The organism is Slackia heliotrinireducens DSM 20476 (genome assembly GCF_000023885.1).
Lineage (GTDB): Bacteria > Actinomycetota > Coriobacteriia > Coriobacteriales > Eggerthellaceae > Slackia > Slackia heliotrinireducens.
The window spans coordinates 207575-232483 of the sequence record NC_013165.1; the positions used below are offsets into that span (position 1 = coordinate 207575).

Here is a 24909-nt window from a genome sequence, read left to right on the forward strand (position 1 = left end):
TGCTATTGAAGCAAAAGACCTGCGTGGTACAATGAGCCGACTATGCGATACGATACGCCTGCTTCGAATCATCGAAGCGGAAGGGAGAGAAAATATGCAACCTCGTGAGGACTTGGGTCGGCTGATTAGCGCCGCCCTGGATTTGGCCATCGCCTCTGGTGCCTTGGCCCTGGAGACGACTCCGGAGGTGACGCTTGAACGTCCCCGTGACGAGGGTCATGGCGATTGGGCATGCACCGTCGCACTGCGTTGCGCCAAGCAGGCCAAAAAGAACCCCCGCGAAGTTGCCCAGACCATCGTGGACTACATGCCCGAGCCTGATTTCGTCGAAAAGGTGGAAATCGCCGGCCCCGGCTTCATCAACTTCTATCTGAAGCACGACGCCCTGCAGAACGTGGTCGTCAAGGTCCGCGAGCAGAAGGGCGACTACGGTAAAGGAACCATTCCCGAGGGCATGCGTCGCGTCCAGATCGAGTACATCTCTTCCAACCCCACCGGCCCCATGCATGTTGGTCACGGCCGCTGGGCCGCCTTGGGTTCTGCTATGGCCAATGTCATGCGCCACGCAGGCTACGACGTTTTCGAAGAGTTCTACATCAACGACCACGGTGTTCAGATGGACAAGTTCGGCGTCTCCATCGTGGCTCGCTACCTGCAGCAGCTCGGCCAGGCAGATGCCGCCGTGCCTGAAGGCGGCTACAACGGCTTGTATGTGAACGACATCGCCAAGGCCATCATCGATCGTGACGGCGATAAGTGGGTCAATGCCGACGAGCATGAGCGCATGGTCGAGTTCCGCGAGTTCGGCTACGCCTACATCATGGACAACATCCGCTCCACCTGCGAGCGCTTCGGCAACCATTTCGAGCGCTGGCAGTCCGAGCGCGAGCTGTATGCCCCGTCCGACGACTTCTGGTTCGACGGTCGTTCTCCTGTGGAAGCTATTTTGGACAAGCTGCGTGAGCAGGGCGACATCTACGACGAGGACGGTGCCGTGTGGTTCCGCTCTTCCGCTTACGGCGACGAGAAGGACCGCGTGCTGCAGAAGTCAGATGGCGCCTACACCTACTTCGCCTCTGACGTCGCGTACCACTATCTGAAGAAGATGCGCGGCTTCGACCACCTGATCGACATCTGGGGTGCCGACCACCATGGCTACATCGCCCGCGTTGCCGCCGTTCTGGCCGCCGAGGGATTCCCCGGTGCTTTGGAAGTCGTCCTTGGTCAGCTGGTCAATCTGTTCCGCGATGGCAAGCCCGTCCGCATGTCCAAGCGTACCGGCGAGATGATCACCTTCGAAGAGCTCATCGACGAAGTTGGCATCGACGCAACCCGCTATTGGATGCTGGACCGCTCTTCTGACCAGCCCATCGACTTCGACATCGAAGTGGCTAAGCGCGCCGACGACTCCAACCCGGTTTACTACGACCAGTATGCGCATGCTCGCATCTGCTCGCTGCTGCGCAACGCCTCCGGCCATGCCGGCGAGGACAACCTGGACATGGACGCTGTGGCTACCGAGTGCATTCCTGCCGACGTCGACCTGTCGGTGCTGAGCGCTCCCGAAGAGCTTGCCTTGATGCGCAAGATGAGCGAGTTCGGCGACATGATCGCTCTGGCTGCTCGCGACCGCGCGCCGTTCCGCCTGACCCATTACGCCTATGAGCTGGCCAGCCTGTTCCACTCCTTCTACGCCAACTGCCCGGTGCTGAAGGCGGAGGACGAGGGCCTGAAGCAGGCGCGTCTGGCTCTGGCCGACGCAACCCGCATCGTGATGGCCATCACGTTGAACCTGCTGGGCATCAGCGCTCCGCAGCGTATGTTCCGCGAGACCGAAGCCAAGTAAGTTCGGCTTCAATCCGACACGCGTACGAGGAGGTCCTTCGGGACCTCCTTTTTTGCGTTTGGAGATGCAGTTGCAGTGTCTGACCTGCGGTCGTTCGGCAGCGAATGCCGTGCGAAGCTGCTCTGCGGACCTGAGGCACGAAAAAGGCGGGCCACGCAATGTGGCCCGCCATGGGTACGATTGCCCTGTTCAGCCGTTACTTGTTGCGGCGGAACAGGCGACGGAAGAATCCGAAGATGCCGCCGCGCTTCTTGGGTTCGGCCACAACCAGGCCGGGTTGCGGCTGGGGATCCCACGCCGGGTCGGGCTGCGGTGCAGGGTTTTGGACGGCAGCCGGCGTGGCGTCGGCGGTATGGGCGGCGTCGGCCACCTGGGCGTTAGGCGCCTCGATAACCTCGGTCGGCTCGGCGGTCGGAATCTCGGGTTCAGGCTCGGACTCCGGTTCAGGTTCCGGCTCCGGTTCCGGTTCGGGTTCAGGCTCCGGCTCGGGTTCGGCAACGGGTTCCAGCTCGGGTTCGGCAACGGACTCCGGTTCAGGTTCCGGCTCCGGTTCCGGTTCGGGCTCAGGCTCCGGCTCGGGTTCGGCAACGGGTTCCAGCTCGGGTTCGGCAACGGGCTCCGGTTCCGGCTCCGGCTCGGGCTCAGGCTCCGGCTCGGGCTCAGGCTCCGGCTCGGGCTCAGGCTCCGGCTCGGGTTCGGCAACGGGTTCCAGCTCGGGTTCGGCAACGGGCTCCGATTCGGGCTGAGGTTCAGCCTCGGCCTCGGCAGCGGGGGCCTCGGTCACAGGTTCCAGCGCCTCGGCCGCGGCTTCTACCTCAGGTTCAGGCGCCGCATGCTTCGGGACATACGTCTCGGCAACGTCGCCTTCGTCCTCATCGTCAAGATCCTTTTCCGGCTCGTCATCGGATTCGTCGTTGTCCTCTTCGACCTCGGGCTCGTCTTCGGTTTCAGGCTCGTCTTCAACCTCGGGCTCGTCCTCGACCTCGTCTTCGGTCTCGGGCTCATCCTCATCCTCGTCCTCAGGTTCGTCTTCAACCTCAGGTTCGGCTTCGGGTTCGTCCTCGACCTCGGGCTCTTCTTCCAGTACGTCTTCTTCAACAGCCGACGCCACCGGCTCGGTCACGAACTCGGTATCCGGCGCCGGCTCAGGCCTAAAAGACTCGGCCTCGTTCTTCTCTTCGGCGGCCTTTACGACGACGTAATCGTCTTCGGCTTCCTCCTGCAACGCAGATACCTGCGTGGAAATCTGCACGGCATGGTCGAAGTCGGCACCTGCCATGGAGTGTTCGTTGGCGATATACGCCTCCTTGATGAGCGTGTCCTGAGCATCGATCGGGCGCTCCAGGTAGTTGCCCTCTTCGTCCTTGGGCACGAAGTGGCACAGCTCGGTGTATTCGCCATCGGGCAAGAGCTCGCGCAGCTTGGCGGTATCGGAAAGCATGGTGTCGAAGTAGCCGACGACACGGGCGCGCAGGTCTTCCTTCTCGACCGGCCAAGCAATCTCGACGCGCTTGTCGAGGTTGCGGGTCATGAGGTCGGCGCTGGACAGATAGATCTTGCGGGTGTCCGGATCGGAGCCGAACATATATATGCGAGAGTGCTCGAGCAGACGGCCGACGACGCTGACTACGCGGATGTTCTCGGTGTATCCCTCGACGCCGGGGACCAGGCAGGAGATGCCGCGGACCAACATGGTGATTTTCACGCCGGCTTGGCTGGCTTCGGCCAGCTTCTCGATCATATCCTTGTCGGTGACGGAGTTGGTCTTCAGCCAGATTTCGGCGGGCTGGCCGGCCTTGGCCTTCTCGATTTCCTCGTCCACGAACTTGCTGAGCTGCTGCTTGATCATGAGCGGTGCAACCAGGAGCTTCTTGTAATCCTTGGACACAGATTCCAGCTGCATGCTGCGGAAGAACTTCGCGGCGTCCTGGCCGATGACCGGATCGCAGGTGATCATGGACAGGTCGGTGTACAGCTTGGCGGTCTTCTCGTTGTAGTTGCCGGTGCCCAGCTGGGTGATGAACTGCAGACCCTCGTCGGTGCGGCGAGTGATGGCGCAGATCTTGCTATGCACCTTGAAGTCGTGGAAGCCGTAGATGATGTTGCATCCGGCCTGCTCGAAGCGCTGCGACCACTCGATGTTGTTGAACTCGTCGAAGCGGGCGCGCAGCTCGAACAGCGCCGTGACGTCCTTGCCGTTTTCGGCGGCGGTGATCAGGGCCTCGGCAAGGCGCGACTGGCTGGCCAGGCGGTACAGCGTGATCTTGATGGAGATGACGTCGGGGTCGTTGGCAGCTTCCTGCAGCAGGCGGACGAAGGGGTCCATGGCTTCGTACGGGTACGAAAGGATGACGTCCTTGTGGGTGACCTGCTTCATGATGCTGCGCTTGCGGGCCAGGCTGGCGGGCCACTGGGGCTCTGCGGGCTCGTTGGAGTACTGCTCTTCAAGCTCGCCGCCGACAATGCCGGGCAGCGCGAAGGCAAAGCCCATGTCAAGCGGCATGCCGGTGTTGTACACCTGGCTGCGCTTGAGGCCCAGGCGCTCGCGGAGGAAGCGTTCGGTGTCGCCGGACAGCTCGCGCTCGGATTCGAGGCGAACCGGAGCCAGGCGGGCGCGCTTCTTCAGGATGCGGCGCATGTGGCTGCGGAAGTCCTCGTCGCTCTCGTCGGATTCCTCGTAGGCGTCAAGGTCGGCGTTGCGGGTGACCATGACGACGTTGGCCATCTTTACGGGGTACATATCGAAGATGTCCGGAGCCACCATCTCCAGGGCGTGTTCGAGGAGGATGAACTTGAAGGTGCCGTCTTCGGAGCTGATGGGGACGAAGCGCGGGCAGTTGGCCGGCATGGGGATGAATCCCATGATAACGTTTTCGGCGGCCTGGGCGCGCAGCAGCTTGCGCTCGGACTTGGACATGTTCTTGGTCTTGCTGTATTCCGCCTGGTCATCAAGGCGCACGCAAATGTACATCTTGCCGTTTTCAAGATGGGGGAACGGATGCGTGGCGTTGACGATCTGCGGAGACACCAGCGGCATGACGTTCTTCTCCATGTAGCTGCGGACTTGTTCGTCCTCGTCGATGGAGAGCTCGTCGGGATACATCTGATGGATGCCTACCGCTTCCAGCTGATGGCGGACGGTCTGATAGTCCTTGGATGCCAGGGGAGTGAGCTCCTGGACGCGCTTATAGATTGCTTCCAGCTGTTCGGTAGGGGTCATGCCGGACTTGCTGTCGTAAATGACGTCGCCGGTAAGCTCGAGATCGAGAAGGCTGCCGACGCGAACCATGAAGAACTCCTGCAGGTTCGAGCGCCAGATGGCAAGGAATTTCAGACGCTCAAGCAGGGGCTGATTCTCGTCGATGGACTGATCCAAGACGCGCTTATTGAACATGAGCCACGAAAGCTCACGGTTTTGCATGTAAGGTTTTTTCTCAGGACGAGCGCTCTCTTTCGCCTCTTTTGCAAGCTTTTCATCTTTGGAAGATTTGACCACTATCTTCCCCTCCTCTGCCGTTCACTCGAGACATTGACATGACCAACGCGCGAAGCGTCCTGATACGGCAAATATGGACGCGGACGCGCTAATCATCATAAAAAACGGGAGACTTAGTGGAAGTTGCGCACCATTCGACCCATAACAGTGGTTCTACTTGCATAATCCGCAAATCGAACTTGCAAGCTGATACGTATTCGCCCGTTTGCTGGTTCCATTATACCGTTCATAAACTATCCATAAATACTGTTATTCGCTGATATTCAAAAAAGAACGGTCGGAAGGGGAAAGATGATTGAACAAGTTGATTTGACGCGCGCCCTGAGCAAGGAGGAATACAAAGCTCCCTATGACGATCTGATCGCTAAGCTCATCGTGCTGCAGCAGCGTGCGAAGCAGGAGAACATCGGTGTGGTCATCCTTATGGACGGATGGCAGGGGTCCGGCCGCGGCAGCCGCATCGGCGACCTGTTGTACAACCTGGACGCCCGCCTGACGAACGTGCATGTTCTTTCCGACCTCGACAAGCGCGAGGTGGAATACTTCGACTCCCTGGGAAGCGGCGTGACCGGCTACAAGCCCATCATGCAGGAATTCTGGGAGGATCTGGGCATGCGCGGCACCATGACCATCTACGAGCAGGGCTGGTACGCCGCAGCCCGTCGCCGTCTAGGTTCGGTGCCCGTGGATCAGCGTCCTGCAGCCGTGCTCGAGACCGTGGGTGAATTCGAACGCCAGCTGGCCGACAACGGTTACGTGGTCATCAAATTCTTCGTGCATGTGTCCGAAAAGTCCAAGAACAAGCGCATCAAGCAGCTGCTGAGCGATCCGAACACCGCATGGCGCGTCAAGGACGACAAGGGCATCGGCGAAGAGGACTACGACGAGGCCTACAAGGTTTTCGACCAGATTCTGAGCAAGTCCGACTACGACTACGCCCACTGGGTCCTGGTCAACGGCGAAGACAAGCGCGACGCCAACCTGACCATCGCCAAGACCTTGGTAGTCGAGCTGGAGAAGGCCCTGAACAAGGAAGTCGATCCCGCCGCCAAGGCCGCTGCCCAGAAGGCCGCCGACAACTCCGCCGGCAAGCTGGTCAACGACATCGACCCGCGCAAGCGCACCGAGGAGGAGGCCGCTATCGTGCTGGCCGCCGCCACCGAGATCGCCAACGAGCAGGCGACGCATGCGCCGCGCTATTCCCGTTTCGTCATGGAGAAGAAGCCGCCTCGCGTCGAGCTGATCGACAACACGCTGTCCCTGACCCGCGAAGAGTACAAAGAACAGCTGAAGGCCGAACAGAAGCGTCTGGGCGAACTGCAGCTGCAGGCATACCGCGCCCGCATCCCGCTGATGCTGGTGTACGAAGGCGACGACGCGGCCGGCAAGGGCGGCAGCATCAAGCGCGTCTGCCAGTCCATCGACGCCCGTTCCTACACCATCTTCCCCTCTGCGGCTCCCACCAAGCCCGAGCTGCTGCATCCGCACCTGTGGCGCTACTGGACCCGCCTTCCCAAGGCCGGCCATGTGGGCATCTACGACCGCAGCTGGTACGGCCGCGTGCTGGTCGAGCGCGTCGAAGGCTTCGCATCCCCTGAGGAATGGGCCCACGCTTACGACGAGATCAACGACTTCGAGCATGCCCTGGGCGAGTGGGGTGCAGTGCTGCTGAAGTTCTGGGTCGCCGTCGATCCCGATGAGCAGCTGGCCCGCTTCGAGGCTCGCGAGCAGAATCCGGACAAGCAGTGGAAGATCACCCCGGAGGACTGGCGCAACCGCGACAAGGCCCCGCAGTACAAGGCGGCCGTGAACGACATGTTCCGTCTGACCTCTTCCAACTACGCTCCTTGGAACGTCATCGAGTCCACGGACAAGCTGTACGCCCGCGTGAAGGTGCTCAAGACCATCAACGCGGCCTTGGACAAGCGTCTGAACAGCTAGTCTGCTGGAAGAGGCGGTCGGGCGGATATCAACAAACGAAAAACGCCCCTCATTCGTGTTTGAAGAAATCGTGAAGATGCGGTATTATCCTCGGGTAGGTTAAACCGTACACGGGGGTTCCCAGACAATGAAGGAGGGCTGTATGGACATTTTCGGGTTCGTTGTACCGACATCGGCCATATGGGTTTTCGCCCTTGTCATCGTCATACTGATTGTGGCATTTATCGTAAAAGGCTTCATCGAAGAGATGAAACGATAAACGTTTGAGGCGTCCTGCGGGGCGCCTCTTTCGTATGTGGGAGCCGCCGCATACGGGCCTTCCAGCGGGATATAGGTTTCCAGCATATGAATTCGCTCGGCGATTGGCCGCTTGGCCGCGCCGAGGAGGGCTCTTTACGTTATGATGGGGAACATGAATACATCACGAAACACCACACGTTCCACCCGCGGGGCTCACGCCAGGCATGCGGCCCCCGCGGCATCCGGACGCACGTCGCAACGCGGTCGCGCTGCAGAAGAGGTTTCCCAGTACAGCCGCGCTTCCTACGGGAGCAGCATGGCCCGGCAGCGCACGCGTCGCAAGACCACCCGCGTTCTGAACGTGGTCATCGCGCTTGCGAGCCTCGTGCTCATTGGCTCGCTGGGGGCCTTGGGCTACATCTTCCTGCAATACCATCAGGGTACAGCCTTGTATGACGACATTACCGACGGCGCCGTGGTGGACGATTCCGCGTTCGAGAATCCAGATGAATCCGGTCTGGAGAACCTGATCATCGACTGGGAGTTCCTGCGCAACGAGAACGCCGATGTGGTGGGCTGGGTCTACATGCCCGGAACCGAGATCAACTATCCCATCGCGCAGACTACGGACAACTCCACGTACCTGGTGCGCGACTTCACGGGCAGCCCTGGCAGTGTGGTCCAGAAGGGCACCATCTTCCTGGACAAGGACAACGCGTCGGACTTCTCGGACAAGAACAACGTCATCTACGGGCACAACATGCATGACGGATCCATGTTCTCGCATCTGCACGACATGCGCGAGGAAGACGTGTTCAACGAGACGCGCACGTTCTACATCCTGACGCCGACAATGAACTACAAGTGCTCCACGTTCGCGCTGGACATCATCCCGGAAACGGAGTTCGAGATGCTGCGCGTCGCCTTCGACGACGACACGGACTTCTACTCCTTCGTGAACGACTGCGTCAACGCTTCGTCGGTTCCCATTCCCGACGGGGTGGACGCCACCCAGGTTGAGAAGATGTTCTCGCTGGTGTCCTGCGCGGTTCACGGCGACGGCACCCGCGTCGTGCTGCGAGGCTTCGTGACCGAGCAGGCGGCTCCCGCCAATGCCGAAAGCGGCACTTCCGACGGTGCCGACGAGACTGTCAACGAGGTAGGCGAGGGCCTGGCTGAAGACGAAGCCGCGGTGGAAGGCGAAGCGACCGACGAGGCCGCTGCCGAAGGCGAGGCTGCCGAAACCGAAGCCGAAGCTGCTTCCGCATAGACCAGCCTTACAGAAAGGTACGTTGTGGCCACATCGATTCTCCCAGGTGAAGCTCCGGACCGGCCCCAGGAGGAATGCGCTGTATTCGGAGTGTTCTCACCTACCGACGACGTGGCGCGCCTGACCTGTTTCGGCCTGCAAGCGCTGCAGCACCGCGGCCAGGAGAGCGCCGGCATCGCCGTCGGCGACGGTGAGACGGTCACGGTGATGAAAGATCTCGGCCTGGTCACCCAGATTTTCGACGAAGGTTCCTTGGCGGCGCTGCAGGGCGACGTGGCCGTGGGACATTGCCGTTACGCCACCAGCGGCATTAGCGACGCATGGTTTTCGGCCCAGCCCCACATGTCCGCCATCGACGAGGTCATGGTGGCGCTGGCCCACAACGGCACGCTGGTCGACACCGAACCCATCCGCGAGCGTCTGGAGGCCCGGGGCGTGGAGTTCCGTGCCGGCACCGACTCCGAGGTGGCCTGTCAAGCCATCGGCTACTACACCCGCGAGACCCACCATCTGACCGAGGGCATCAAGCAGACCATGGAGCTTATCAAGGGCGCCTACGCCATGGTGCTTGCCAGCCCCACGGCCTTGTACGCGTTCCGCGACCCGAACGGCATCCGCCCGCTGTGCCTGGGCAAACTGCCCGGCGACCGCGGCTGGGTGGTTTCTTCCGAAACCTGCGGCTTGGACATCGTGGGCGCCGAATTCGTTCGGGACGTGAACCCCGGCGAGATCATCCGCATTAACAGCACGGGAATTTCCACCTTGCAGGCTCTTGAGCCCGGTCCGTCGCGAGGCTGCATCTTCGAGTACGTATACTTCGCCCGCCCCGACAGCGTGATTGACGGGCAAAGCGTCTACCAGGCACGACGCGCCATGGGCCGCATTCTGGCCGAAGAGGCCCCAGCTCAGGCCGACCTGGTGCTGGGCGTGCCCGACTCCGGCGTGCCCGGAGCGCTGGGTTTCGCCGAAGCGAGCGGCATCGAATACACCGACGGCATCGTCAAGAACCGCTATGTGGGGCGCACCTTCATCCAGCCGACCCAGGAAATGCGCCAGCTGGGCGTGCGCATCAAACTGAATCCGCTGCCTTCGGTTATTTCCGGCAAACGCCTGGTGGTGGTCGACGACAGCATCGTGCGCGGCACCACTTCCAAAAAGCTGGTGGAGATGCTGCGCGCCGCCGGAGCCGCCGAAGTGCACCTGCGCATCGTGTCGCCTCCCACCGCCTGGCCCTGCTTCTACGGCGTTGACACCCCCACCCAGGGTCAGCTCATTGCGGCGGTCAAATCCAACCAGGAGATGTGCGAATACATCGGGTGCGATTCGCTGGCGTTCATCAGCATTGACGGACTGCGGCGCGCCGTTGGCGGTGCAAATCATGAAACGTTCTGTGAAGCTTGCTTCACGGGCGATTATATTGTTCCCCTGCCAGAATCACTAACGGATATAGCGTTTATCAAGAAGGAGAAGTGATCCGGTTATGGCCCAAGTCACATACGCAGATGCCGGCGTCGACATCGTCGAAGGCGCGGCGGCCGTAGACGCAATCAAGGAGGCCGTGCACTCCACATACCGTCCCGAGGTCGTGGGCGACATCGGCGGTTTCGGCGGCATGTTCTCCGCTGCCGCTTTCAAGGGCATGCAGGATCCCATCATGGTTTCCGGCACCGACGGCGTAGGCACCAAGCTGAAGGTGGCCCAGCTGCTCGACAAGCATGACACCGTAGGCATCGACCTGGTTGCCATGTGCGTGAACGACATCCTGGCCTGCGGCGCCGAGCCCCTGTTCTTCCTGGATTACGTGGCTGCCGGCAAGATCGAGCGCGAGCACATCGCCAAGATCGTGGGAGGCATCGCCGAGGGCTGCCGCCAGTCGAACTGCGCTTTGATTGGCGGCGAGATGGCCGAGCATCCAGGCGTCATGGACCCCACCGATTACGACCTGTCCGGCTTCACGGTGGGCGTGGTGGACCGTCCGAAGATGATCGGTCCCGACAAGGTGCAGGAAGGCGACGTGGTCGTGGGCCTGGCCTCCACCGGCTTCCATTCCAACGGCTACTCGCTGGTTCGCAAGGTCCTGGTCGAGGGCAAGACCGCCGAAGAGCTGTCCGTGCCTCGCGACGATCTGAACGGCGCCACCCTGGGCGAGGCGCTGCTGGCGCCCACCCGCATCTACGTCAAGAGCGTGCTGGCCACGCTGCGCGAGATGCCCGAGGCCGTGCATGCGCTGGCTCACATTACCGGCGGCGGCATGACGGAGAACCTGAACCGCGCGCTGCCTGACAATATGGACGCGCTCGTTGACCGTACGACCTGGGATGTTCCTCCGGTGACGGCGCTGGCCGTGGCCGAGGCGGGTCTGACCAAGGCCGAGGCATACAAGACCTTCAACATGGGTATCGGCATGGCGCTCATCGTGGCTCCGTCCCAGGTGGACGTGGTGCGCGAGGCACTGGAGGAGATGGGCGAGAAGACCTACGTCATCGGCTCCATCATCCCCGGCACGGGCGTCGTCAAATACGCGGATGAGGACTAACCATGATTAAACTGGGTGTTTTGATTTCTGGAAGCGGCACCAACCTGCAAGCTATTATCGACGCCATTGCCGCCGGCAAGCTGGACGCGGAGGTGGCCGTGGTCATTTCCAGCCGTCCCGACGCGTACGGTCTGGTCAGGGCACAAGAGGCCGGCATTCAGACCATCGCGTTGAGCCGCGACGTATACACCAACACCGACACCGCCAACATGGCCATCGCCACCGAGCTGACCCGCGCGGGCTGCGACTACGTGGTCATGGCCGGCTACATGCGCATGGTGACCGAGCCCATCTTGGCCGCCTTCCCGGACCGCGTCATCAACCTGCATCCGGCGCTGCTACCCTCCTTCAAGGGCGCACATGCCATCCAGGATGCCTTCGACGCGGGCGTGAAGGTGACGGGCGTGACCGTGCACTTCGCAAACGCAGAATACGACAAGGGACCCATCATCGCGCAGCGTCCGGTGGTCGTCGACGAGGACGACACGCTGGATTCCCTCGAGGCGAAGATTCACGCTGTCGAACACGTGCTGTATCCTGAAACGCTGCAGCTGGTGGCCGAGGGCCGCGTCAAAGTTGGTATTGACCGCAAGGTGCATATTTCTTAATCTGTACAGGCCCGAGCCGGCCGGGGCGCACCGATGCGCCGGTGTATCGAACCTGATGAGCCAAGAGTCCACGCGGGCTTTTGGCTCTTTTTAGAAAGAGGCGAACTAATCATGGAACGTGCAACGCTGCTGGAAATCATCGACGATTTGGGACATGGCGTCACACCCGACCTGACGGTGGAGGATTTCCCGTGCTTCGCGGAGGATGCGGCGGGGGACAACCCGCACCTGTCTCCTGCGGTGCTCGACCGCATCGCCGCAGGTCTGGGTCGCGCCGACATCCCCACCTTCGAACGCGCGTTGCGCGCCATGGATGAGGGCGACCTGGCGTGGATCGGGTTCAAGGTGGTCATCGATGGCGACGCCGCCGTAGGCAACGTGGACAACGAGGTTACCAAGAAGTACGGCGACGTGGGCTCGGCTGACGGCCAGGACCTGGTGTTTTTCTGCAATGACGCCAAGGAGATCGTGGCCTCGCGTCCGTATTCGCCCCGCGACACCTTCCAAATGAAGGACGTCACCCGCGGACCCTCGATGCATAACGACCAATTCGCGGGTCTGACCTGGGCATCCGTGGCTCTGTTCGATCGGGTGGAAGTGTGGATCGTGGGAGCCTCCGACGCTGCCGTCGAGACGGCAGCGCTGGCGAAGCACGTGGGCTTCAGGGTGCACGTGATCGACGACAACGAGGCGTTTATTTCCGAAGACCGCTTCCCCGAGGTGGACCGCATCCTGCTGGATGATTTCCGCGAGCTGTTCGACATCAAACCTGCCGCAAACGCCTACGTGTGCGTGCTGACCCGCGGCCACATGCATGACCCGGAAGGCTGCCTGTGGGGCAACGCCAACAAAGCCCACTACATAGGCATGATGGGCTGCAAGGGCAAGAACAACCGCGTGCACGACCTGTGCATCGAAGGCGGCATGACCGAGGAGCAGTGGGAGGCCGTCAAGCGTCCCATCGGCCTGAAGTTCGGCGCGAAAACCCCTGCTGAGCTGGCCATCGCCATTGTGGCTGAGCTGATCGACGTGCGCTACAAGCAGAACTACAGCCAAGAGGCCCGCGACCGCCACGAGCAGAGCCTGGGTCGCTAGCCCGCCGCCAGCATCCGCGTTTTCCCGCAGGCCCGCCGCGTTCGGCGGGCCTGCGTGCGTGTCGGGCAGCAGCCGCTACTGGTACTGAGCGGCCAGCTCGGAGAATTCCAAGGCAGAGTCGGCCACCTTAAAGGTAATGTCCTGGCCTTCGACGTTGACGGTGACGTATGACGGGTCATCGTAGGTGGTTACAGCCACATTCATGCCTTCATATGGTACATCTATGGTGCCTGTGGCCTGCGTTTCGTCAGGCAACGTGGTGACTTCCCACTCGTCGATGGCGAGCTGGTCGATGGCCTGGTCCACCGTTTCGACGTCCACGCCCAGGCGGTTTGCGATCTCGGTATTGTTGGCGCGAAGGGCTGCGTCGGCCTTGCCGGCCACGTCTGCCTTGTCCAATGCGGCATTCAGCATGCTGTTGCGGATGTCGCTGTTCGGGGAGACAACCAGATAGGCGCCGAATCCGATGACGCCGATAAGAATCAGGGCAACAAGTGCCTTCAATAGGGTTCGCATGTGCGCTCCTTTCCTATGAGGCGGACTTCCATTGTAGGGGAGGGGCGCGTCTCCAAGACGATATGCACAAAATGCCGATGTATGCATCGTGTGCCGCTTTCGTTTTGAGCCCGCATCTGCAGTCGATTTGGATGTACGGCCGACGAAAGGCCTATGAGCAAAGCGCCCGAGGACGTTGTCGGGTTTCCATCAGCCCAGCCCAGGCCACGCGCCCCGCGCGCAGTTCCGCACGACGCGAAATGTCCAGTGGACATTTCGCCAAAGCAGGACTGTCTGAGCACGGGACGCGTGGCCTGGGCTGGGTGACGGGACGAGATGGCCAAAACAGCAACAAAGATATTTTAAAACTGTCCTTATTCTTGGACACGTAACGGAATCGTCCAGCCTAGAATACCAATCATCAGAGTTGTTCCGACAGAAAGGTCCGTTATGTACAAGCCGTCGCGCCATATAAATTCGTTCTACGTCGCCGGTTTCCAGTATTGGGACGGCGCCTTGGTCCTGGACAAACTCAAGCCGGGCAAGAAGCTCAAGCTTGTGGCCGAGTTCGACAACCCCTACGACAGCAACGCCGTGGCCTTGTACTACAAGAAGACCAAGGTTGGCTTCGTGCCCAGGGATATGAACTGGGAAGTCGCCTCCATGCTGCGTTTCGGGCACAACGACGTGTTCGAGGCCCGCATCCAGCAGGTCGATCCGCAGGCCGAGCCCAAACGCCAGGTCCGCGTTGCCATCCTCGTGACCGACGCGACCAAATCCAAGAAATAGCGGATTCGTCTGCTGTTGCTCCTTTCGCCGCCCCGAAGCCCCTTCGTCCTTTCTCCTTTCATGGTTTCCTTTCTCTTTGGGCTTCGGGGCATTTTTTGTGCCCTGAATACGTCTGCTCTGTAAATGACATGTGGCGAAGTCTCTATATAGTGCGCTCCTTCAACCAAAACCCGCTGCGATGTGTTAAAGTTAACCGAATATTACTTACCAATTCTTTTGGACGGGAAGATGGTATGCATGAACGGCAACGAGTATTTGGTTGTCAACAACCTTTGTAAGCATTACGGCGAAGGCGATGCTCGGATCACGGTTCTCCAGGGCTTCGAGACCACCATCAACCGCGGCGAGATCTGCGTGCTTCTGGGCCCTTCCGGCTCGGGCAAATCCACGTTTCTGAACCTGGTCGGCGGATTGGAGCCAGCCGATGAGGGGAACATCGTCGTGAACGGCGTGGACATCACGACCCTGAACGACCATGACCTGGTAGAATACCGCCGTCGAGAACTGGGCTTCGTGTTCCAGTTCTACAACCTGGTGCCCGACTTGACGGTGCAGGAGAACATCGAGGTCACGCAGGTCTTGAGCAGGAACCCGCTTCCCATGGAGCCCCTCCTGAAATCGCTGGGCCTGTGGGAGCACCGCCGCAAATTCCCCAACCAGATATCCGGCGGCCAGCAGCAACGCTGCGCCATCGGTCGCGCGTTGGTGAAGGCGCCCGGTCTGCTGCTGTGCGACGAGCCCACCGGCGCTCTGGACTACAACACCTCCAAGGAGATTCTGGAGCTGTTCGAACAGGTCAATCGCGAATATGGCTGCACCATCGTCATCGTGACCCACAACGACGCCATCAAGCACATGTCCCATCGCATCCTGCGCCTGCACGACGGGCGCCTCATCGAGGACCGCGTTAACGACGCCATCATGCCCGCCCGCGAACTCGCCTGGTAGGCAGCCATGGCAACACCTTTGAGAAAGCGGCTTCCGCGCGAATTCAAAAACAACCTGGGGCGTTACCTGGGCATGATTCTGCTGATGGTCATGGCCATCGCGCTGACCTCGGGGTTCTTGGTGTCCGCCACCAGCATTCAGGTCATCGACAGCCGCAGCCGCGACACGTACAACGTGGAGGACGGCAGGTTCACCACGAACTTCGAGGCGGACGACGAATCCATCGCCGCCGTCGAGGCGCTGGGCGCAACCGTGTACAAGCTGTTCTACGCCGACATGCCCCTGACGGTTCCCGGTGACGACACCGCCATCACCGTGCGCGTGTTCGAGAACCGAACCGAGGTGGACCTGCCCGCCTACATCGAAGGTCAGGCCCCGGCTGCCGACAACGAAATCGCCCTCAACAGGAACTTCTGCGACAACCTGGATTTGGAGCTGGGCGACACCGTCCAGGTGGCGGGGGAGGACTTCGTGCTGGTGGGGAAGGTGTCCCTGCCTGATCAGGTGACCACCTTCAGGCGCAACACGGACTTCATCTTCAACTCGCTGCAGTTCTGCGTGGCCCAGGTCACGTCGGAAACCTACGAGCGCATAGCGGCGTCGGGAAGCCAGTACAACTACGCTTTCGTGCTGGACGACCGCGACATGGCGCTGGCCGACCGCATCAGCTTCGAATCCGACCTGACCGAGGCGCTGTCCGACAACGGCGAGGTGTTGACCGACCTGGTCGATTGGGAAGGCAACCAGGGCATCGTATATGCCACAGACGACGTCGAGGGCGACATCCTTATGTGGGAAGTCCTGCTCATGCTGCTGATTGTCATCATGGCGTTCGTGTTCGTGGTGCTGACCAACGCCAACATCGAAGAGGAGAGCTCGGTCATCGGCACGCTGCTGGCCAGCGGTTACCGCAAGCGCGAGCTCATCTTCCATTACATGACGCTGCCGCTGATAGTCGGCATTGTCGGGTGCGTGGCGGGCACGGCGCTGGGCAGGCTGGTGTTCGTCGAACCCATGAAGAACCTGTATTACAACAGCTACTGCTTCCCGCCATTCGAGCAATATTGGAACACGAAGGTCTTCTTCATCACCTCGGTCGTGCCGTTCGTGCTGCTGGTGGGCATCACCCTGGGCGGCCTGCTGAGCAAGATGAACGCCACGCCGCTGCAGTTCCTCAGGCACGAGATAGGCCGACGTTCCAAATCCGGCGGCGTCAGGCTGCCCGACTGGATTCCCTTCCCGGTTCGCTTCCGCCTGCGCGTGTTCACGAGGAACTGGACGCACTTTCTGACGTTGTTCTTCGGCATCGCCTTCGGCAGCCTGTTGCTGCTGTTCGGGTTCTGCATGATGCCGTTGGTCCAACACAACGCGGACACCATGGCCGAAAGCGTGGTGGCCGAGCATGTGTACACGCTGAAGGCTCCGTTGGAAATCGACGGGACCGACATGCAGCGCGAATCTTTCGAGGCGGCGGAAACGCTGGCCACCACCGAGGACCTGTCCGAGCTGAACCCCGACAACATGCTGTCCATGCTGCTGCTGGCCCAGGAGGTGGACGAGGACGCCAATCCCGTGAACATCTATGAGAACAGCCAGGAGGCCATCGATCAGGCCGAAAAGTTCGCCGCAACGACGCTGGAGGTCGACCGTCGCATGGGCGGCCAGAAGGAGGAGACCACGGTCTACGGCGTCCAGCCCGAATCGCGGTACTGGGATTTCGTGAAGGTCTCGTCCGACGGCATCGACGTGGGCGCCGGCCTGGCGAAAAAGTGCGGGCTGGAAGAAGGCAGCACCTACGAGTTCTACGACAAGTACGAGGACAAAAGCTATTCGTTTACAGTGGAGCACATCGTGGGCAGCGCCAGCGACATGGCCACGTACATGCGGATTGACAGCTTCAACCAGGTGTTCGACCAGGAGCCCGACAACTTCAACGGCTACGCCTCCGACCTGCCGCTGAGCTTCGATGACCGTTACCTGGTGAACGACCTGACGCCCGAATCGATGCAGGGCGTCGCCGACCAGATGAGCGACTCCATGGGCAGCATCGCCAACATGATGATTTTCGTGGCCGTGCCCATCTACCTGGTTCTGATCTACCTGCTGACCAAGACGGTCATCGACCGCAACGCCCGCGCCATTTCGTACATGAAGGTGTTCGGCTACCACGACCGCGAGGTGTCGAAGCTGTACGTGCGTTCCATCACCGTGACGGTGCTTGTGTCGCTGGTGCTGTGCATACCGCTGCTGATCTGGGCGTTGTCGCTGCTGCTGGAGTTCGTGTTCATGTCCTACCCCGGGAACCTGGAGATGTACATCCAGCCGCTGGCGGTAGGCAAGGAGCTCGCCCTGGGCGTGGTGACCTATGCGGTGGTGGCGTTCCTGCATGTGCGGGCCATTCGCAAGGTGCCGCTGGCCCTGGCCATGAAGGCGGCGGAATAAGACCTGCCGCGGGACAACGGGGACGGAGGGTATTGTCCGTTCGTTGACGTTTTCGGGCTGGACAGCGGGGATGCTGAGGGCATTGTCCCGTCGGGCCGTACTGACGAAGCAAACGCCTAGGATGCCTTCGAATCCGCTGCAGCCCACTCGGACAAAACAAAGGCGCCCCTTGGGCCCGACGATTATACGGAAGAAGGACCTGCCGGCGCAGGCCGTGCCAGGTAACGTCTTGGTGTGCGTTCGTCACGGTTCGCATTAAATCATCCGCAAGAAAGATGATTCACGTATAGAAATAGAATAAACAGGGATATAATCGGGTATGCCAGTGTGGTGGCTGGCAAGAGAAGGAATGTCCGTACGGTTCAAAAGGGGGGCCTATGCCCGAAATCCTCGCAACGGGGCGCGTTCGCTCCGTCAATATCTCCACGCGCAAAGGCACGCGTAAAACGCCTGTCGAAGAGCCGCAAACCGTCGTCGTGCAGCACGGCATTGCCGAGGACGCCCACGCCGGCGATTGGCACCGCCAGGTGTCGTTTCTGGCCATGGAGTCCATCGAACGCGCGCGTGACCTGGGGCTCGAGGTGAAGGAAGGCGATTTCGGCGAAAACTTCACCACCGAAGGCATCGACGTGATGCGCCTGCCTATGGGCACGCAGCTGCGCATCGGCAGCGACGTGCTGGTGGAAATCAGCCAGATCGGCAAGGTCTGCCACACGCGCTGCGCCATCTACTACCTGGCGGGCGATTGCATTTTCCCGCGGGAAGGCATTTTCGGCGTGGTGCTGGAAGGCGGCCAGGTGCAGGTGGGCGACCCCATCGACGTGGTGAAGATGGGCGACGGCACCTGCGAGTTCTCGCCGGCGGAGGCCATCGCCGAGGTGGAGGAGGCTCGCGCCAACGGCACGCTGTAACGGCCCGAGAAAGCATGCAGCCCGGCGAAACCGTCGGGCTGCTCATGCGTACGGGGTCGATTTCGCCGCAGTCTAGGCGGTGGCGTCGATGTCGACCATCTGGGCCAGCGCCAGCCGCACACCGTCCTCGATGCAGCCGTCGCAGGTGCGAAGCTTGGGGCCGCCGGTTTCGCCGCGGATCACCCCGCACAGGGTGGAACCGTTCTTCTTTCGGAAATCCTCGACCAGCTGCTTGGCTCGGACGTAGGTCGACTTCTTCGTGATGGGACCGTCGGGTCCCTTGCTCATGCGGTAGCCCATCACCATGATGCCGCCCGAAATGGCGCCGCAGGTCTCCGTGAAACCGCCCATGCCGCCGCCGAATCCTTCGGCCAGCCGAAACGCGGCCTTTTCGTCCAGCCCCGCAAGGTCGCAGGTTGCGCATGCCACGCACTGCGCGCAGTTGAATCCGCGTTCATGCAGTTCAAGGGCGTGTGCTACCCGGCGTTCAACGTCGATGTCCATTAATCCCCCTTGCGTCTCGGAATGTACGTATCAATTGCAGTGCGTGAAAGCCGCTTCGCCACCTAAGGAAAACGCCCGCGGCTCTCGCAGGCGGGCGTTTCGGAAGGGCGGTTCGGCTAGGCGTCGTATTCGGCCTTGAGCTCGGCGAACGCGGGCAGCGAATTCACGATGGTGTCGTGGCTCACGCAGTAGCCCAGGCGCACCCAGCCCTTCGCGCCGAAGCTGTCCGACGGCACGATGAGCAGCTCGTGGGCCTTGGCGCGCTCAGCGAAGGCCGTAGCGTCGGGCTCCAGCGAGCGTACCCACAGGTAGAAGGCGCCTTGGGGCGCGACGCATTCGTACCCCAGCTCGGTCAGACCGCCGTACAGCGCGTCGCGGTTCTCCTTGTAAGCCGCCACGTCGGACGGTTCGTCCACGCAGCGCTCGATGACCGATTGGAAGATGGCGGGCGCGCACACGAAGCCCAACGCGCGGCCGGCACCTGCCACGGCGGCGTACACGCGCTGCCAGTCGTCGGCGGTTTGCGGCACCAGCACGTAGCCGATGCGCTCGCCGGGCAGGCTCAGCGACTTGGAGTAGGAATAGCACACCAGGGTGTTCTCGTAGAAGCCAGGCACCCAGGGCACATCCAGCCCGTCGTAGACGATTTCGCGGTAGGGCTCGTCGGCGATCAGATAGATGGCGTGCCCGTATTCGAGCTCCTTCTTGCGCAGGATGCTGCCCAAGGCGGCCAGGTCAGAGGCGGGATAAACCGAGCCCACCGGGTTGTTGGGGGTGTTGATGACCATGCCCTTGGTGGCCGGCGTGATGGCAGCTTCGATGGCAGCCAGGTCCAGCTGGAAATTGTCCTCGCGCGCGAGGACTTCCACACAGGTGCACTTGGCGTTTTCGATCCAGACGCGGTATTCGGGGAAGTACGGCGCCACCACGATGAACTCGTCCCCAGGGTTGCTGATGGCGTTGAAGCAGATGTTGAGCGAAGCCGCTGCGCCGCAGGTCATGTACAGGTTCGCGGCCGTGTATTCGGTTCTGAAGCGGCGGTTGAGCGAATCGGCGATGGCGGTGCGGACCGCCGGCGTGCCCTGGGCGGGCGTGTAGCCGTGCAGCTTGTCGGCGGGCACGGTGCTGACCAGGTCGATCAGCGCGTCGGCCACGGCCTTCGGCGCGGGGATGCTGGGGTTGCCCAGGCTGAAATCGAACACCTTGTCGGCTCCGATCTGCGCCTTGCGTTCCAACCCGTAGGCGAACAGCTCGCGGATGGCGCTGGGTGCGCTGCCGAGCTCATACATATGTTGGTTGATCATAGGAACCACCTTCCATTGTGTGTGCAACGGTCCAATGATACCGCTTTCTTACGATGGAGTGCGCCTGATAGTCGGCGGCGGTCGGTTCTGCCATGGATTCCGCATGGCGAAGGTGCCGTAGCGTGAAGATGCGGCACCTTGTCGACAGGGCCCGCAGCGATGGGGGCGGGCGCCCATGGCGGCCATAAAAATGCGGCGCCCAGGTTGCCGGTTCGGGCGCCGCTTGGAAGTGGGGCTGGGGTTGGGAAAGTGGTTTCAGCCCCGGAGTGGGTCGGTTCTATTGCACGGGCAACGACTCGTCCTCGTCGCCTTCGAGCAGCGACGGATCCACGGGCCAGCGGCCGAAGATCCGGGCGGCGTCCATAAGCGCGGTCATGTTCTCGCGGGGCGTGCCCACGGGCATCTGGCATCCGGACGTCAGCACGAAGCCGCGGGGCGAGTCGTAGGCCTTGCGGATGGATTCCCGCGCCGACCTGAGCACGTCGTACGGCGTACCGTAAAGCATGACCTCCACGGGAGGAACGTTTCCCTGGATGCACATGTGGGGCCCTAAGACCTCCTTCGCTTCGGCCATGTCCTCCACGTTGTCGGGGCCGAAGGTGCCGATGCCGCTGGTTATGATGTCGTCCCATAACGCGCGGCTTTTGCCGCAGATGTGCAGGCCGCACCCGCCGCCACGGCTCTTGATGAAGTCGACGTTCTTCTTCAGGTAGGGCAGCGAGAATTCGCGGTACTGTTCGGCGCGAATGATGGACGACGAGCTGACAGGGTCGGCGAACCCGATGCCCACACCGATGTCCAGCAGGCGCTCGATGTAGCGGTTGTTGTTCTCGACGATGACTTCCATCAGCTCTTTTACCTGGTCTGGGTGCTTGCGCAGGCCCTTGAGCAGAGTTTGCGTGCCCACGACCATGGCCGCGATGGTGAACGGCCCGGTCACGGTGCCGCCGACGGGCACCGTGGCGCCCAGCTTTTCCTTCACCATGGCCAATGCCTTCAAGATGATGGGAAGGCGTCCGTCCTTGTCGACGTCGACGAGCTTCGCCTTACCCACCTCGTCGAGGCTCTTGAGGGCCGGCGTCTTGAGCTGCGCCACGTTGTTGTCGAAGTAGGCGATTTCCGAACCCATGGCTTCGGCCATGCCGCGCAGCGTGGTGGAAAGCCCGGCGCCGTCGGAATGGAAGTGCTCCTGCAGGTACACCTCCAGGTCGCACATCTTTTCGGCGGAATGGTAGTAATCTGCGATGGACATGCCCATGAGGGGCGCCATGGTCTCGCCCGTGTCAAGCACGCAGGGGATGCGGTCGACCGGTTTTCCCTGGCTGTACAGGCGGTCGCGCTCCAGCGCCGTCAGCTCGTCGGGTTTCACCTCCAACCCGTGCAGGTATTTCTCTATATCTACCAACGTTCATCCTCCTTGGCGGTTGCTAATGCGTCTCGCGCGGAACCCGGTCGGATCCCGCGCGAGCAAGGTGTATGACGGCGTGTCGGTTTTTGGACGCCGGCGCTACGCCTTATCGGACATGGGCTTGTGGTTCTCCCAGTCCCATTCGCCCTTGCAGACGAAGTCGGAGTACTTCGGAACCACGATGGACAGGATCGCGAACACGGTCAGGAGCATAAGGTACCAGTTGCAACCCATGATGGCCAGCGGGCTGGCGGCGCCTTCGGAAAGGGCCATGACCGTCAGCATCTGAGCGCCGTAGGGGATGAAGCCCTGCATGACGCAGGATGCGATGTCGATGAGGGATGCAGTGCGGCGCGGGTCGATGCCGAACTTGGTGCTGATGTCACGGGACAGCGAGCCGGTGACGATGATGGCCACGGTGTTGTTGGCGGTTGCCATGTCGGTCAGGCCGGTCATGGTCGCGATGCCCACCTGAGCGGACTTCTTGCCCTTGCAGAAGACGGATACCTTCTCGACCAGCCACTGCAGGCCGCCGTAGCGCTTGGTGAGCTCGGCGATGCCGCCGCAGAACATGGACAGCAGGAACACTTCGATCATGCCCTGGAAGCCGGTCCAGATGTTGCCAGCGAAGTCGAGGGCGGTGATGTCGCCGTAGCCCATGCCGATGACGCCAGCGGCGAGGATGCCGATGAGCAGGACCAGGAACACGTTCATGCCCAGAAGCGCCAGCACCAGAACCAGAACGTAGGGCAGGACCTTGATTGCGGAGAACTCGCCGGCATCGACGGCGGTTGCGGTCTCAGGAGCGCCGAAGACGACCAGCAGCACGATGGTGATGATGGCGGCAGGCAAAGCGATCCAGAAGTTGGTCTTGAACTTGTCCTTCAGTTCGACTGCCTGGGTGCGGGTCGATGCGATGGTGGTGTCGGAAATCATCGACAGGTTGTCGCCGAACATGGCGCCGGTGAGGCATGCGGCCAGGATGAGCGGCATGCTCAGGCCGGCCTTGTCGGCCAGGCCCACGGCGATGGGGACCAAAGCGCCCACGGTGCCCATGGACGTGCCCGTGGCGACGGAGAGGAACGCGGCGATGACGAACACGCCGGCGGTGATGAAGCGGGCGGGGATGAACGTGACGCCCATGTTGACCGTGGACTCGATGCCGCCCATGGCGCCTGCCACCGCGGAGAACGCGCCCGCAAGCAGGAAGATCATCAGCATGCACATGACGTCTTCGTTACCTGCGCCCTTGGCGAACGTGGAGAAGTTGTCCATGATGCCCGCCTTGTAGAACATGGCGAATGCCGCAACCACGGCAATCAGCGCGGCGACCACCGACGGGAACTGGTAGAACGCCATTTCGACACCCTGGGCTTGCAGGATGATGCCCGCCCCAAGATAGATGACGATGAAAACCGCGAATGGAATGAGTGCGAGGCCGTTGCTTTTGACGGCTCCTGACTGTTCCTCTGGCATTTTGTCTCCCCTTTCAGAAAAAAGTAATCGCGATTAGTAAAAACATGCAAAAGATAATCCAGCCCGATTTGGGAAACAATCGTTTTGGCCGTTAAGTCTCCGAGCCATTGCAGATGGGGCATATTTCCAGGTCAGACAATATGACAACCCAGGGCAGTAAGACATGGCGGGGGCGTATGACCCGGGAGGGTGGCGGATGTGTCTCGGGACGCTGCACTGCGGGCCCGAGCCTGTGTGGCAGCATGGGCGTGAACGGCTTGTGGTCGAGGCGCAACAGAAGGCCAACATCGGACGCGCACGGCGGCACCTTCGCCACGTTGCCGTATAATGCGACGGTACACACATAACGATTGAAAGGAGTCCTCATGGACGCACAAGTCGCAAAGCTCATGAACGAGCAGATCAACGCTGAGCTGTACAGCGCCTACCTGTACATGTCCTTCGCCGATTACTACGAGGAGCAGGGTCTGGACGGCTACGCCAACTACTACATGATTCAGGCCGCCGAGGAGCGCGACCACGCTCTCATCTTCCGCAACTTCATGCATGACAACGGCGAGAAGATCACGCTGGAGGCCATCGCCAAGCCGGATAAGGTGTTCACCAATTTCCTGGAGCCGCTGGAGGCCGCCCTTGAGCACGAAAAGCTGGTCACGAGCCTGATTAATAAGATTTACGCCGCTGCCGATGCCGTGCACGACTACCGCTCCATGAAGTTTTTGGACTGGTTCATCGACGAGCAGACCGAAGAAGAGACCAACGCCGACGACATGATCACGAAGATGAAGCTCTTCGGCTCCGACGCCAAGGCCCTCTACGACCTGAACAAGGAATACGCCGCCCGCGCATATTCCGTCCCCAGCCCCTTGGCTGCTGAATAACGCCCGATAACATACGGTTTTAAAGCCCGTCGGCATTTGAGCCACCTCCCTTTTCTGGACAAGGGAAATTGGAGGCGGTTCATCCGGCGGGCTTTCTTGTGCTGAGTGGCAGAAGTCGTTCTTCGGTTTCGGAAAAAAACGAGGATTTTGGGCTGAGGAGCGGGGCGCGTTGGAATGGTGCCCCTGTTCGAAGGCCCGATGGGTCGCGCTGCACAGTATGGCATCAGGAATCGATGCGGAATTTGCCTGGCAGGCGGCTTAACTACAGTTTGTGCAGGTTAGCCCAGGGCCACGTCGAGAATCATCATGACCAGGAATCCGGCCAGCACGCCGATGGTTCCGAGAGTGCTGCGTTCTCCCATGTGAGCGTCGGGAATGAGCTCCTCGGTCACGACGAACATCATGGCGCCGGCTGCGAAAGCCAGCATCCACGGCATGAACGGCGTGATGGCGCCGATGGCAAGCACCACAAGGCAGCCGAACACGGGCTCGGCCAGGCCGGACAAAGCGCCCATAAGAAATGCCTTCCAGCGCGACATGCCCGCATCCACCATGGGCAGCGATACGGCGGCGCCCTCGGAATGTTCTGGATGCCGATGCCCAGCGCCAACGCCGTGGCCATGCCCATAAGTGCCGGGTCGCCGGCGTTCTGTCCCGCCATGCCGAACAGCAGGCCCACGCTCATGCCTTCGGGAATGTTATGCAAGGTCACAGCCGTG

The 24909-nt window shown here is 61.2% G+C and carries 19 protein-coding genes; 12 read left to right on the forward strand and 7 right to left on the reverse strand.

From position 1 onward, the window contains the following. The first annotated feature begins 94 nt into the window (after positions 1 to 94). Positions 95 to 1846 carry an arginine--tRNA ligase gene (argS, locus tag SHEL_RS00845; RefSeq protein ID WP_012797352.1) on the forward strand — a complete coding sequence of 584 codons (1752 nt, stop codon included), beginning with the start codon at positions 95 to 97 and terminating at the stop codon, positions 1844 to 1846. A 196-nt stretch (positions 1847 to 2042) separates the two neighbouring features. Here argS and ppk1 read toward each other — a convergent pair whose 3' ends face one another. Next, the gene (gene ppk1, locus SHEL_RS00850) at positions 2043 to 5342 is read right to left on the reverse strand and encodes a polyphosphate kinase 1 (RefSeq protein WP_012797353.1); all 3300 of its coding nucleotides are present in this window, start codon (positions 5340 to 5342) and stop codon (positions 2043 to 2045) included. Between the two features lie 291 nt (positions 5343 to 5633). On the opposite strand from ppk1, the gene SHEL_RS00855 reads away from it, so the two are divergent. The 6 genes from SHEL_RS00855 to SHEL_RS00880 all read left to right on the forward strand — a co-directional run bounded on the left by SHEL_RS00855 (position 5634) and on the right by SHEL_RS00880 (position 13032). Beyond that, on the forward strand, positions 5634 to 7283 hold the full coding sequence (locus tag SHEL_RS00855) for a polyphosphate--AMP phosphotransferase (RefSeq protein WP_012797354.1): 1650 nt from the start codon (positions 5634 to 5636) through the stop codon (positions 7281 to 7283). Positions 7284 to 7695: 412 nt separating this feature from the next. After that, positions 7696 to 8793 carry a class B sortase gene (locus tag SHEL_RS00860; RefSeq protein ID WP_169304478.1) on the forward strand — a complete coding sequence of 366 codons (1098 nt, stop codon included), beginning with the start codon at positions 7696 to 7698 and terminating at the stop codon, positions 8791 to 8793. A gap of 24 nt (positions 8794 to 8817) precedes the next feature. After that, positions 8818 to 10266, forward strand: a complete 1449-nt coding sequence (gene purF, locus SHEL_RS00865; protein ID WP_012797357.1) for an amidophosphoribosyltransferase — start codon at positions 8818 to 8820, stop codon at positions 10264 to 10266. A gap of 7 nt (positions 10267 to 10273) precedes the next feature. Continuing rightward, positions 10274 to 11329 carry a phosphoribosylformylglycinamidine cyclo-ligase gene (gene purM, locus SHEL_RS00870; RefSeq protein ID WP_012797358.1) on the forward strand — a complete coding sequence of 352 codons (1056 nt, stop codon included), beginning with the start codon at positions 10274 to 10276 and terminating at the stop codon, positions 11327 to 11329. 2 nt (positions 11330 to 11331) lie between these two features. Beyond that, positions 11332 to 11937: a phosphoribosylglycinamide formyltransferase gene (gene purN, locus SHEL_RS00875; RefSeq protein ID WP_012797359.1), complete on the forward strand. Its 606-nt coding sequence runs from the start codon at positions 11332 to 11334 to the stop codon at positions 11935 to 11937. A gap of 111 nt (positions 11938 to 12048) precedes the next feature. Next, the gene (locus SHEL_RS00880; protein WP_012797360.1) at positions 12049 to 13032 is read left to right on the forward strand and encodes an XdhC family protein; all 984 of its coding nucleotides are present in this window, start codon (positions 12049 to 12051) and stop codon (positions 13030 to 13032) included. 75 nt (positions 13033 to 13107) lie between these two features. On the opposite strand, the gene SHEL_RS00885 is transcribed toward SHEL_RS00880, so the two are convergent. Beyond that, a complete protein-coding gene (locus tag SHEL_RS00885; RefSeq protein WP_012797361.1) occupies positions 13108 to 13548 on the reverse strand; it encodes a hypothetical protein in 441 nt (146 codons plus the stop codon). A gap of 429 nt (positions 13549 to 13977) precedes the next feature. On the opposite strand from SHEL_RS00885, the gene SHEL_RS00890 reads away from it, so the two are divergent. The 4 genes from SHEL_RS00890 to SHEL_RS00905 all read left to right on the forward strand — a co-directional run bounded on the left by SHEL_RS00890 (position 13978) and on the right by SHEL_RS00905 (position 18617). Next, on the forward strand, positions 13978 to 14316 hold the full coding sequence (locus tag SHEL_RS00890; protein WP_012797362.1) for an HIRAN domain-containing protein: 339 nt from the start codon (positions 13978 to 13980) through the stop codon (positions 14314 to 14316). A 237-nt stretch (positions 14317 to 14553) separates the two neighbouring features. Then, the gene (locus SHEL_RS00895; protein ID WP_012797363.1) at positions 14554 to 15264 is read left to right on the forward strand and encodes an ABC transporter ATP-binding protein; all 711 of its coding nucleotides are present in this window, start codon (positions 14554 to 14556) and stop codon (positions 15262 to 15264) included. 6 nt (positions 15265 to 15270) lie between these two features. Beyond that, on the forward strand, positions 15271 to 17706 hold the full coding sequence (locus SHEL_RS00900) for an ABC transporter permease (RefSeq protein ID WP_012797364.1): 2436 nt from the start codon (positions 15271 to 15273) through the stop codon (positions 17704 to 17706). 377 nt (positions 17707 to 18083) lie between these two features. Then, positions 18084 to 18617 carry an MOSC domain-containing protein gene (locus tag SHEL_RS00905; RefSeq protein ID WP_012797365.1) on the forward strand — a complete coding sequence of 178 codons (534 nt, stop codon included), beginning with the start codon at positions 18084 to 18086 and terminating at the stop codon, positions 18615 to 18617. 72 nt (positions 18618 to 18689) lie between these two features. Here the strand turns inward: SHEL_RS00905 and SHEL_RS00910 are convergent, their stop codons facing one another. From SHEL_RS00910 to SHEL_RS00925, 4 genes are all read right to left on the reverse strand, one after another. Continuing rightward, positions 18690 to 19121, reverse strand: a complete 432-nt coding sequence (locus tag SHEL_RS00910; RefSeq protein ID WP_012797366.1) for a C-GCAxxG-C-C family protein — start codon at positions 19119 to 19121, stop codon at positions 18690 to 18692. A gap of 116 nt (positions 19122 to 19237) precedes the next feature. Next, positions 19238 to 20425, reverse strand: a complete 1188-nt coding sequence (locus SHEL_RS00915; protein WP_012797367.1) for a pyridoxal phosphate-dependent aminotransferase — start codon at positions 20423 to 20425, stop codon at positions 19238 to 19240. A gap of 277 nt (positions 20426 to 20702) precedes the next feature. Next, the gene (locus SHEL_RS00920) at positions 20703 to 21830 is read right to left on the reverse strand and encodes a uroporphyrinogen decarboxylase family protein (RefSeq protein WP_012797368.1); all 1128 of its coding nucleotides are present in this window, start codon (positions 21828 to 21830) and stop codon (positions 20703 to 20705) included. Between the two features lie 102 nt (positions 21831 to 21932). Then, positions 21933 to 23309: a Na+/H+ antiporter NhaC family protein gene (locus SHEL_RS00925; RefSeq protein ID WP_012797369.1), complete on the reverse strand. Its 1377-nt coding sequence runs from the start codon at positions 23307 to 23309 to the stop codon at positions 21933 to 21935. 365 nt (positions 23310 to 23674) lie between these two features. Here SHEL_RS00925 and SHEL_RS00930 point away from each other — a divergent pair, with 365 nt between their 5' ends. Continuing rightward, a complete protein-coding gene (locus tag SHEL_RS00930) occupies positions 23675 to 24190 on the forward strand; it encodes a ferritin (RefSeq protein ID WP_012797370.1) in 516 nt (171 codons plus the stop codon). 278 nt (positions 24191 to 24468) lie between these two features. Here the strand turns inward: SHEL_RS00930 and SHEL_RS15530 are convergent, their stop codons facing one another. Continuing rightward, complete coding sequence (locus tag SHEL_RS15530; protein ID WP_331852455.1) at positions 24469 to 24744, reverse strand: ZIP family metal transporter; 276 nt, start codon at positions 24742 to 24744, stop codon at positions 24469 to 24471. Positions 24745 to 24909: the final 165 nt, after the last annotated feature.

Excerpts from the sequence above, each read along its gene's own strand:
- SHEL_RS00905 (WP_012797365.1), top strand. The coding sequence starts at position 18,084 with ATGCCCGAAATCCTCGCAACGGGGCGCGTTCGCTCCGTCAATATCTCC.
- SHEL_RS00895 (WP_012797363.1), top strand. The coding sequence starts at position 14,554 with ATGAACGGCAACGAGTATTTGGTTGTCAACAACCTTTGTAAGCATTAC.
- SHEL_RS00925 (WP_012797369.1), bottom strand. The coding sequence starts at position 23,309 with ATGCCAGAGGAACAGTCAGGAGCCGTCAAAAGCAACGGCCTCGCACTC.
- SHEL_RS00910 (WP_012797366.1), bottom strand. The coding sequence starts at position 19,121 with ATGGACATCGACGTTGAACGCCGGGTAGCACACGCCCTTGAACTGCAT.
- SHEL_RS00855 (WP_012797354.1), top strand. The coding sequence starts at position 5,634 with ATGATTGAACAAGTTGATTTGACGCGCGCCCTGAGCAAGGAGGAATAC.
- purM (WP_012797358.1), top strand. The coding sequence starts at position 10,274 with ATGGCCCAAGTCACATACGCAGATGCCGGCGTCGACATCGTCGAAGGC.
- argS (WP_012797352.1), top strand. The coding sequence starts at position 95 with ATGCAACCTCGTGAGGACTTGGGTCGGCTGATTAGCGCCGCCCTGGAT.
- SHEL_RS00890 (WP_012797362.1), top strand. The coding sequence starts at position 13,978 with ATGTACAAGCCGTCGCGCCATATAAATTCGTTCTACGTCGCCGGTTTC.
- SHEL_RS00930 (WP_012797370.1), top strand. The coding sequence starts at position 23,675 with ATGGACGCACAAGTCGCAAAGCTCATGAACGAGCAGATCAACGCTGAG.
- SHEL_RS00900 (WP_012797364.1), top strand. The coding sequence starts at position 15,271 with ATGGCAACACCTTTGAGAAAGCGGCTTCCGCGCGAATTCAAAAACAAC.
- SHEL_RS00885 (WP_012797361.1), bottom strand. The coding sequence starts at position 13,548 with ATGCGAACCCTATTGAAGGCACTTGTTGCCCTGATTCTTATCGGCGTC.
- SHEL_RS15530 (WP_331852455.1), bottom strand. The coding sequence starts at position 24,744 with ATGGTGGATGCGGGCATGTCGCGCTGGAAGGCATTTCTTATGGGCGCT.
- SHEL_RS00860 (WP_169304478.1), top strand. The coding sequence starts at position 7,696 with ATGAATACATCACGAAACACCACACGTTCCACCCGCGGGGCTCACGCC.
- SHEL_RS00915 (WP_012797367.1), bottom strand. The coding sequence starts at position 20,425 with ATGATCAACCAACATATGTATGAGCTCGGCAGCGCACCCAGCGCCATC.
- purN (WP_012797359.1), top strand. The coding sequence starts at position 11,332 with ATGATTAAACTGGGTGTTTTGATTTCTGGAAGCGGCACCAACCTGCAA.
- SHEL_RS00880 (WP_012797360.1), top strand. The coding sequence starts at position 12,049 with ATGGAACGTGCAACGCTGCTGGAAATCATCGACGATTTGGGACATGGC.